7 protein-coding genes and 1 pseudogene are annotated in these 9,548 nt (G+C 65.9%); 2 read left to right on the forward strand and 6 right to left on the reverse strand.

All coding sequences use genetic code 11. From position 1 onward, the window contains the following. Positions 1-3 precede the first annotated feature (3 nt). On the forward strand, positions 4-348 hold the full coding sequence (locus tag BLQ03_RS13690) for a RidA family protein (RefSeq protein ID WP_090756890.1): 345 nt from the start codon (positions 4-6) through the stop codon (positions 346-348). A gap of 51 nt (positions 349-399) precedes the next feature. On the opposite strand, the gene BLQ03_RS13695 is transcribed toward BLQ03_RS13690, so the two are convergent. The 6 genes and pseudogenes from BLQ03_RS13695 to gfa all read right to left on the reverse strand — a co-directional run. Next, entirely contained in the window at positions 400-1,668 is a 1,269-nt protein-coding gene (locus BLQ03_RS13695; RefSeq protein ID WP_090756891.1) for an NAD(P)/FAD-dependent oxidoreductase, read from the reverse strand. A 296-nt stretch (positions 1,669-1,964) separates the two neighbouring features. After that, positions 1,965-2,732, reverse strand: a complete 768-nt coding sequence (locus tag BLQ03_RS13700) for a TerC family protein (RefSeq protein ID WP_090756892.1) — start codon at positions 2,730-2,732, stop codon at positions 1,965-1,967. 628 nt (positions 2,733-3,360) lie between these two features. After that, on the reverse strand, positions 3,361-3,786 hold the full coding sequence (locus BLQ03_RS13705; protein ID WP_090756893.1) for a hypothetical protein: 426 nt from the start codon (positions 3,784-3,786) through the stop codon (positions 3,361-3,363). 9 nt (positions 3,787-3,795) lie between these two features. Next, entirely contained in the window at positions 3,796-6,081 is a 2,286-nt protein-coding gene (locus tag BLQ03_RS13710) for a xanthine dehydrogenase family protein molybdopterin-binding subunit (protein ID WP_090756894.1), read from the reverse strand. Positions 6,082-6,083: 2 nt separating this feature from the next. Continuing rightward, on the reverse strand, positions 6,084-6,536 hold the full coding sequence (locus BLQ03_RS13715) for a (2Fe-2S)-binding protein (RefSeq protein ID WP_281201010.1): 453 nt from the start codon (positions 6,534-6,536) through the stop codon (positions 6,084-6,086). Positions 6,537-7,497: 961 nt separating this feature from the next. Further along, a pseudogene (gfa, locus tag BLQ03_RS13720) lies at positions 7,498-8,076 on the reverse strand (S-(hydroxymethyl)glutathione synthase); the annotation flags it as partial. A gap of 1,168 nt (positions 8,077-9,244) precedes the next feature. Between gfa and BLQ03_RS13725 the strand changes: the two are divergent. Beyond that, the coding region (locus BLQ03_RS13725) for a helix-turn-helix domain-containing protein (protein ID WP_139166744.1) at positions 9,245-9,548 on the forward strand (304 nt) is incomplete at its 3' end.

Genomic DNA, 9,548 nt, shown 5'->3' on the forward strand with positions numbered 1-9,548 from the left:
CCAATGGCAATCAAACGCGACATCCGCACCCCCATCATGCACCGCGCCGTGACCGCCGGGAATCTCGTGTTCATCGGCGGCTGCGTGGCCGATGACACCAGCGCCTCGATGGCGGACCAGACCCGCAACATCCTCAGGAAGATCGGCGAGTATCTGGAACAGGCCGGCTCGGGGCTGGACCGGGTGGTCTCGGCCACGATCTTCGTCACCGACCTGTCGAAGAAGAAGGAAATGGACGCCGTCTGGACCGAGGTCTTCGGCGACGATCTGCCCGCGCGCGCGACCGTCGGGGTCAACGACCTTGGCGGCGGCGCGATGATCGAGGTCGTGACAACCGCGCAGGTCTGATCCGCAAGGACTTGGGTGAGCGGCCCGGCGTCATGCCGGGCCGTTTGCCGTTCAGGCCGCCGCCCGGCGGGAGAAGCGGCGGGCGCTGAAGGGGGAAACGTCGATCTCGGGCGCCTCGCCCGTGGCAAGCTGGGCCGCCAGCCGCCCCGTGCGGGCCGAGCCGACCAGCCCCACATGGCCATGGCCGAAGGCATGGACCACGCCCCCGATCCCCGAGGCGGCCCCGATGACCGGCATTCCGTCGGGGGTCGAGGGGCGATGCCCCATCCAGACCTTCGCCTTCATCGTGTCCAGCGAAGGCACGATCTCGGCCAGATGCCTGCGCAGGATTTCGGCCCGCCGCCAGTCCGGCGCCGCCTCGAGGCCACCGATCTCGACCTGCCCGGCGCAACGGACGCCCTGCGCCAACCGGGTCACGATCACCTTGCGGTCACCCACCATGACGGGGATTTCCGGCCCCGGCACGTCGCCCTCGACGGTGACGTGGTATCCGCGCTCGCTTTCCAGCGGCACCTTGTCTCCGGCCAGCGCGGCGAGCGGGCGGGACCGGGCACCGGCCGCGATCACGGCGGCCCCGCAGGCGACCGTACCGTCCGAGGTCAGCACGCCGGTCAGCCGGCCGCCCGACTGCGTGAACCCTAGGGCGCGCGCCTCGATCCGGCGCAGGCCCTTGCGTTCCGCATGGTTCACCAGCCCGGCGACATAGGCCCCGGGATTGCGGCAGTGGCCTGCTTCCGGCACAAACAGGCCAAAGCGGTAGTCCCTTGAAAGTTCCGGCTGCATGGCGGCGATCTCCTCGCCATCCAGTTCGCGCCATTCCACGCCGACCTCGCGACGGATCTTCCACCCGAAGGCGTCACCTTCGAAGGCGTCCCGGTCGCGCCAGACATGCATCAACCCGCTGGTCGCATTGATCAGATGGGACAGCCCTGCCCGCTCGGCGACTTCCGCGTGCAGTCGCGGGGCATCGATCAGCAGCGCCCGGAGATTGCGGGCGATTGCTGCGACCTTGGCCGTGGTCGAGGCCGAGGCAAGATACCGCCAAAGCCACCCCGCCGACCTGGGCAGGTAAAGCGGGCGCACCGCCAGGGGCCCAAGCGGATCGGCGATCCATCCGGGAACCTGCTTCCAGACGCCGGGTGTCGCCGGAGGGATGACCGAATGCGACGACAACCAAGCGGCGTTGCCATAGCTCGCCGCATGATCCGCCCCCGCCGTCCCTGGCTCGATCAGCACGACGTCCAGGCCACGCTCGACCAGTTGCACCGCCGTCTGGGCGCCGATCGCGCCAGCGCCGATGACTGCCACATCCGCTTTCATGTCGGTTCTCCCTGCGTCGCCTCCGGTTGGGGGGGTCCTAGCAAAGCCGAGCGGCGTTGTCGCGAGGGTCTGAATGGCAGCCTTGCCAGACCCGCGCTGACCCGCCGCCCGTTCTTCAGGCAGGAGAGCAATCATGCGTGTGTATCGAGACGGAACCGGGGAGCGACGTTTCCCGGCTTGTGGCAATAGCAGCACAGGCAGCCCGGGACCTGCCCGCGCACTCAGGGCGTACAGGGCCGGAATTGCGCCCGAAGGATGCGCCGGCCGCCCCCAGGGGCGGTCGGCTCTCCGGTCGTTCAGGCGCGGTCCTCCGCTTCAGCCGCTTCTGCCGCGCCGGCGCTCTTGCGCCGGGCGATGATGTTGAGCCCCTCGACAAAGGCCGAGAAGCCCATCGCGGCATAGATGTAGCCCTTGGGCACATGGAACCCCATGCCGTCCGCGATCAGGGACATGCCGATCATCAGCAGGAAGCTGAGCGCCAGCATCACGATCGTCGGGTTCCTTTCGATGAAGTTGGCAAGCGGAGTGGCCGCGACCAGCATCACGGTGATCGAGACAAGGACCGCGATATACATGATCGCGAGATGGTCGGTCATGCCGACGGCGGTGATGATCGAATCCACCGAGAAGACAAGGTCCAGCAGCAGGATCTGGAAGATGGCACCGCCCAGCGAGGCGCTGACGGCGCCACCCACGACGTTGTCCTTGTGATCGACGGGATCGACGGTGTGGTGGATCTCCTTCGTGGCCTTCCAGACCAGGAAAAGGCCGCCCGCGATCAGGATCAGGTCGCGCCACGAGAAGGCGTGCCCGAAGGCCGTGAAGACCGGCGTCGTCATGCCCACAATCCAGGCGATGGTCGCCAGCAGGATAAGCCGCATGATCAGCGCGGCGCCGATCCCCAGCCTGCGGGCCCTTGCCCGGTGTTCCGCCGGCAGCTTGTTGGTCAGGATCGAGATGAAGATCAGGTTGTCGATGCCGAGCACGACCTCCATCGCGATCAGCGCGGCCATCGCGATCCAGCCCTCGGCCGTGAACAGGAAATCGAAACTGAGTTCGGGCATGGGGCTTCTCCTTCAGGGACAACTCGACAATTGCCGCTGGCGACATATCGTTCCGAAAGGGCATGAGGGTGGCAGAGAGGCCAGATGGTACCTCCCTGTCCCGGACGCCATCGAAGATCGGAACGGATCACTGGATCGTCGGCGCCGGGATGCGGGCGACGGCCGGAAGCACCGCTACAAGCAAGAAGGGCTACAATTCGCGCGTGATCTCGTTCAGGCCGCTCCGTTTGGTGGAAGGCACCGCTATCTGCCCATGCTCGCCATGTGGATGACGTTCAGCGCCTTGCCTTGGAAGGTGTCACTCTCGAGAAGCAGCAGCAGGCGTGATGCGGACGATCTGGCGGATGAAGAAGGTGGCCTCGCCCAGGGGACGCCGAGGTCCGGCAGCCCCATCGAGGCCCCTGGCGTCATGGCCGTTTCCTTTGTTCAGGCTGACGAGAGGGTCCGTCCTTCCGCAACAAGGCGTTTCACCAGCCGGATGCACCCGCTTGAGGCAAGTTGGCGGATGCAGTTCAGGATCGTGGACAGGACCTGCCGATCGGTGCAATGCCACGGCGGACCCACCCGCAGAGCAAAGATCGCGCGGAAGAACCAGCGCGATCTCCGGTCGTCTGTCAATCCTCCGGGGTCACGCCCCCGGCTGCTCCTCCTCGCCCGAGAGCAGGTCGCGCAAGCCCGTCACCAGGGTCTCGCGGCAGGCAGCGTCGTCCTGGCCTGCCAGGGCACGCGCCTCATCCACCTTGGCGCGTAGCTGCTGCACTCTGTCGCCGGCGCCGGCGACGGGCGCATGGCCCGGCGCCTGCGTCGGCTGGGGCTCATCCGGAGGCGTGTCGGTCGCGGCCGCGTCATGGCCGGGCGCCTCGGTGCCGGTCATGGCACGCGCCTCGCGCGCGCCCGCGACCCCTTGGCCGCCCGAGGATGCGGCAATGGACTCGCGGGATGCCTGGTCCAGCACCTCGTCCATGAGGGCCAGATGGTCGGCGCAGTCGGCTGCGGCCAGGGTTGCCGATGCCGCGACAAAGGCGGCACTCAGGGCAAGACGGAAGCGGATCATGTCACTCTCCTAGCTGCTCAGCTGGTTGCCGACCGGCAGGCGGCGGATCCGCTGGCCCGTGGCGGCGAAGATGGCGTTGATGATGGCGGGCGTGACCGGCGGCAGGCCGGGCTCTCCCACGCCGCCGAGCGGCTGGCCGTAATCCCCGCCCCCGACAAGATGCACGTGGATCTCGCGCGGGGCGGTATCCATGCGAGGCACCGGATAGGTGTCGAAGTTGTTCTGCTGCGCCCTGCCCCGCGCGAAGGTGATCTGCGACATCAGCGCCTGACCCGAGCCCATGATCACCGCGCCCTCCATCTGGGAACGGATCCGGTCGGGGTTCACATGCGGGCCGCAGTCGATGGCGATATGGGCGGCAGGGATGCGGACGCTGCCGTCCTCGCCGACCTCGACCTCGGCCACCACGGCCACATAGCTGACGAAGCTGTAATGCGCGGCAAGCCCCAGCCCGCGCCGCGCGGGCATCTCGCGGCCCCAGCCGGCGGCCTCGGTGGCGGTCTCGATCACCCGGCGCAGTCGGCCTGTGTCCACCGGATAGCGTGCCGGGTCCTCGCCATAGTTCCAGACGTCGCCAAGCTCGGTCGGGTCGATCTTCCGCGCAGGGCCAATCACGTCGAGCAGGTAGTCGCGGTGGTCGCGCCCCGCCTCATGCGCCAGTTCGGCGATGAAGGACTGGATCGCGAAGGCATGCGGGATGTTCGAAACCGAGCGATACCAGCCGATCCGGGTATGGGCCTGCGCCTTGGGGTTCTCGGCCCGCACGTTGGGGATATCCAGCGGCATGTTCGTCAGGCCCATGCCCAGTTCAAAGGGCAGCTTCTGCATCGGGTCGGGCGCGAAGATCGACCCGATGGTCGGCGCCGCCGTGCGGTGAAGCCAGGCGACGGGACGGCCGCTGTCATCCAGCGCCGCTTCCAGCCGCTCGACCGAGACGGTGTGGTAGAAGCCGTGATGCAGGTCGTCGTCGCGGGTCCAGACCACCTTGACCGGCGCCCCGTCCATCTCGCGGCTGAGAAGGGCGGCCTCGATGGCGAAGTCGGGCTTGGACTTGCGGCCGAAGCCGCCGCCCAGCAGGGTAACGTTCACGGTGACGGCCTCGGGCGGCAGGCCCAGCTTCTCGGCAACGCGCACGCGCGTCACCTGCGGCGCCTGCACGCAGGCCCAGATCTCGCAACGGCCGTCGCGGATAATGGCCAGCGCGGCCGGAGGCTCCATCGGCGCCTGCGCGAGATGGGGGATGTAGTATTCCGCCTCGACCTTGCGCTGCGCCTGCTGCAACGCCGCCAAGGCATCGCCCTGGTTGCGCACGACCACGCCGTCGGTGCTGCGGGCGGCCTGCTCAAGCTCGGCCTTGAAGGCCTCGCTGTCATAGGCGCCGTGGGGACCGTCCTCCCACTGGATGTTCAGCGCATCGCGCCCCCGCATGGCGGCCCAGGTGTTTGTGGCGATCACGGCCACGCCGCCCAGCGGCTGGAACGCGGAGGGCTGCGGCGGCGGGTCGATCATCACGACACGCTGCACGCCGGGCACCTTCAGCGCCGCCTCGGCATCATGGCTGACCGCGCGGCCGCCCACGACCGGAGGCCGCGCGACCACCGCGAACAGCATCCCTTCGGCCTTCGCGTCCATGCCGTAGATTGCGGTGCCGGTGACGATGCCGGGATTGTCGATCAGCCCGACATCGGTGCGGCCGATGTAGCGGAACCTGTCGGGCGATTTCAGCACCAGCGCTTCGCGCGCCGGAATCTCGCCCTCGGCCGCACGTGCGGCCATATCGCCGTAGCCCGCCTGCTTGCCCGAGGCGGCATGGCTGAGGACGTGGTTCTCGGCCACGACGTCGTCCACCGGCACGCCCCATTCGGCGGCCGCTGCCTCGCGCAGCATCTGGCGCGCGGCAGCACCGGCACGGCGCATCGGGCCAAAGAAGTGCCGCAGGCTGCGCGAGCCGTCGGTATCCTGGTTGCCGAAGGTCGGCTCGTCCCCCGGCGCCTGCGCCACGCGGACGCGGCTCCAGTCCGCCTCAAGCTCATCGGCAACGGCCATGGCGATTGAGGTGCGGACCCCTTGGCCCATTTCCGAGCGGTGGATCGTGACTGTCACCGTGCCGTCGGGAGCGATCGAGACGAACAGGCGCGGGTCATCGCGCCAGCCATGCGGCATGGCGTCTGCGCCGAACTTCAGCGGCTCCTCGGGTTCCTGCGCCAGCGACGGCAGTCCCAGAGAGAGCACGAGCGCCCCGGCGCCAAGTCCCAGCAGGACCGCGCGGCGGCTGACATTTTCCAGGGCGGCCATGGTCAAGCCCCCTGTCCGGCGGCGCGCTTGATCGCGGCACGGATGCGCGGATAGGTGCCGCAGCGGCAGATGTTCTGGCTCATCGCGGCATCGATATCGGCATCGGTGGGGGCGGGCGTTTCGGCCAGAAGCGCCGCGGCCTGCATGATCTGCCCGGCCTGGCAATAGCCACATTGCGCGACGTTCAGCTGCTGCCATGCCGCCTGCACCGGATGCGTGCCATCCGGCGACAGGCCCTCGATGGTGACCACCTGGGTCCCTTCGGCAACCGTCATCGGGGTGACGCAGGAAAAGCTCGCCACCCCATCGATGTGGACCACGCAGGCCCCGCAGAGCCCGGCGCCACAGCCGAACTTCGCGCCGGTGAGCCCCAGTTCGTCGCGCAGATACCACAGCAGCGGCATTTCGGGATCGCCCTCGAAACTGCGCGCCTGCCCGTTCACAGTAATATCCATCAAGCTATCCCTCTTCGGCTGGTGCGGCAGGCTGATCCTGCCTGTCGGTGCACGCCAGGCACCCACCACCGGCCTTGCCTTGCAAGAACATCAAGCAACCCACTGCAACGCCGCGGCCCGCAGGATGTTCCATGTTCCAGAACCGGAGTTGGCGGCCCTTCCGCCGGCTCCCTGTTCCGGCGAACCGCTTCGCTCTGACGGCAAGTTCCGAGACCCTCGGCGAGAGCGGTCGCGGAGAAAAAGCCTTCGGCACCTGCCGCAGCAGGCTGCCCCGCGCATCCATGTGTTGCCCTGGAGATTTGCTGGCCAAGACTCGATCATCCCGGACTGGATGGAATCCGCGTTCCGCTCAGCCAAGCTGGACTGTCAGCATGCAAGGCCACCCGGACGGACTTGCAGGGTTGAATGATCCGCAGTCGCGCAGGAACCGGCTGCAGAGCGACAGCTTGCCGCCCGAGCCTCGGACCTTGACCGCCAGGATGTATCACCTTCTTGCCGCAGTGAATGTAGCCCGGGTGTGCAGCAAATGCTGAACAGAGCGCGGGCCACATGCAGACAGATCAGCTTAGAACAACGACTGAAGCTGAAACTGAAGAGGGGATCTGGCGGACAGTGAGCCTGCCATTGTCGTGCTTTACAAATGACATACCGTTGCAGGCGCGCGACTACAGCGCGCGCAGATGGACAGCCTGAAGCGCTACTGCAGCAAGGGACAGCAGCCCGTCCGCGTTGAGCGCATGAACGTCAAGAGCGGCGGGCAGGTGGTCGTGGGGAACGTCACCAGGAGAGACTGGCCACCTATTGCTGACTACCGCCCTAAAAGCCTGCTCATCAGCCGGCCGATTATAGATCTGCCTTCGCTCGCAGGCGGCGTTGGGACTGAACTCCGCTGCGGCAATGGGGATGCCTTCGGCGCGGCCTGAACGGGCGCTGGGGATGCGTTCTGCCTTGCCGCCGCAGGCGCAGGCTTTGCCTGACGATTGGCTGCATGGGTCGCAATGAGGTCCATCAGCGGCGGTGACAACGTGTCATAGGGAGGAAGCCCGAGTTCACGCAGCCGCGCCCGGATGGCATCCATTCGATCTGGATTGACGCCAGATTCGATGACCGAACTGACGAAGGCTGCGAATTCCGGCGCGGACCACCCCTCCTCTTCCGACAGTTCGGTGTGGACGAAGTCCAACCCGTAGAACGGATGGTCCCTATTCTCGATCCGACCATACATGTGCACGCCGCAATCGCGGCAGGCATAGCGCTGGATTGCCGCGTCCTTGTCGACGATCTGCAGCTTGTCGCCGTTCTCCAGGACCTTGATCGCGTCGCGCGAGACGACGGCCACCTGGCTGAAGATCGCACCCTCCGGCTTCCAGCACTTGGTGCAGCCACAGACATGGTTATGGGCAGTCTGCGCACCCACACGAATCTTCACAAGTCTATTCGTGCAATGGCAGGTCAGAACGCCTCCGGAAAATTCCGGATTGCCCTGCTTCACGCCATTGTCGACTGCAGGATGAATGCGCACGCGCTGGTTGGTTGCCATGGTCCTCCCCTCCAATGACTGGATTATCTCAGGTTCTGCCAGGTCGCAGGTATTGGTAAGCTACCAGAAAGTGGCAGATGAAACTTCTAAAAACGGCGCTGTGCAGCGCGGGAGAGCGGGTGGATGACGAAAAGTGACGCTAATCCCATCGACCGGGCAAGTGCGGCACCCCGGTGAAGGGCGGCAGCCGAGCGGACGGGTCAATCCTGCCGCGCCCCCTGCCGTCACCAGCTGGAATGTATGCCGGGCTCCTGGCGCTTACGGGGGCGCCCCGCCCGACCGACTGTCCAGTCTTGAGTGACCAGCTGTTGCGGGGGGCTACGGGAACAAAATGGAGAAGCAACGTGCGCGGATACAATGAGACAGGTCGGCAGCATCCGTCCTACAGTGCAACCCACGGACCTTCAATATAGCTGTGAAAGGACAAGCGGCCCTCAAAGCAAGTGCAACATCTTTCCTACGGAATGGCTGCCATCGCCAACCCGACCAGTATCAGGGCGTCAATCAGCATAACTGCTGACGAGAGCAGGAAGTTGACCATGAGGCAAATCCTTGTTCGGCGAGATGTTTCATCCCCAACGACAAAGACGCCAATTGGATGCATTCCTTTCCGTGACGCAGCCCGGAAAAATGAGTCAATCGAGCGGCAGCATTTCCAGAGGGCTGACGCGCGCAGGGTGACCTGGTTACCTTGGACATCCAGAACTCGAAGAGCGACCTGGCCCTGCACCTTTCATACGCAGCGCCTCGCCGCATGCCATAGCCGCCCGAGAGAGCCCGGCAGATCTTGAATCACGGACCCGAACGCCTTCTCAGACGAACCCACCTTTCCAAGCGATGAAGGCGGGCACGGATGAGACGACGGGGACTGGGCAACGATGTCCGCCGTTCAGCGTGTGCCTCACCAGATGAAGTCATCGGAAGCCAGACTGCTCAGCGACGTCCATTCAATCTTCAATGAATCGGTGCCGCGGTGGAAATAGACGTGACCTCCTGACTGGGACAGATGTGCCTGCACATCGGCGAAGCTATCGATTCCTTCAAAGCTGCTCAGATCAATCCGATCCTCGGCCCGGTCGAAGTTACGGATCGTGTCGGCGCCGTTGTTGAAGATGAACTGTCCACTTAACCTTCTTTCCGTGTTATTCAGGGAAGGGAGGATCAGGGCATGGGACGCACATCCACCACGGCGGAGCCGCAGAAGCGTGACGCGGGCACGAAGCTGGCGCAGCAGCGTCTGAGCGTGCTGGAACTGGCAAAGGAACTGGGGAACGTCGCCGAGGCCTGTCGGCAGCGCGGCCTGGATCGGACCAGCTTTTACGAATGGAAGCGGCGGTTCCAGACGCAGGGCTTCGAGGGGCTGAAGGACCTGCCACCGATCCACAAGAGCCACCCGCAAACCACGCCGCCGGAGACAGTGGAGCGCATCAGGGCGCTGGCATTGGCGCATCCGGCCTATGGCTGCAACCGGT

The organism is Paracoccus chinensis (genome assembly GCF_900102885.1).
Taxonomy (GTDB): Bacteria; Pseudomonadota; Alphaproteobacteria; order Rhodobacterales; family Rhodobacteraceae; genus Paracoccus; species Paracoccus chinensis.

What these genes read in the sequence shown, in the direction of transcription:
- BLQ03_RS13690 (WP_090756890.1), top strand. Translation starts at nt 4, where the DNA reads ATGGCAATCAAACGCGACATCCGCACCCCCATCATGCACCGCGCCGTG.
- BLQ03_RS13695 (WP_090756891.1), bottom strand. Translation starts at nt 1,668, where the DNA reads ATGAAAGCGGATGTGGCAGTCATCGGCGCTGGCGCGATCGGCGCCCAG.
- BLQ03_RS13700 (WP_090756892.1), bottom strand. Translation starts at nt 2,732, where the DNA reads ATGCCCGAACTCAGTTTCGATTTCCTGTTCACGGCCGAGGGCTGGATC.
- BLQ03_RS13705 (WP_090756893.1), bottom strand. Translation starts at nt 3,786, where the DNA reads ATGATCCGCTTCCGTCTTGCCCTGAGTGCCGCCTTTGTCGCGGCATCG.
- BLQ03_RS13710 (WP_090756894.1), bottom strand. Translation starts at nt 6,081, where the DNA reads ATGGCCGCCCTGGAAAATGTCAGCCGCCGCGCGGTCCTGCTGGGACTT.
- BLQ03_RS13715 (WP_281201010.1), bottom strand. Translation starts at nt 6,536, where the DNA reads ATGGATATTACTGTGAACGGGCAGGCGCGCAGTTTCGAGGGCGATCCC.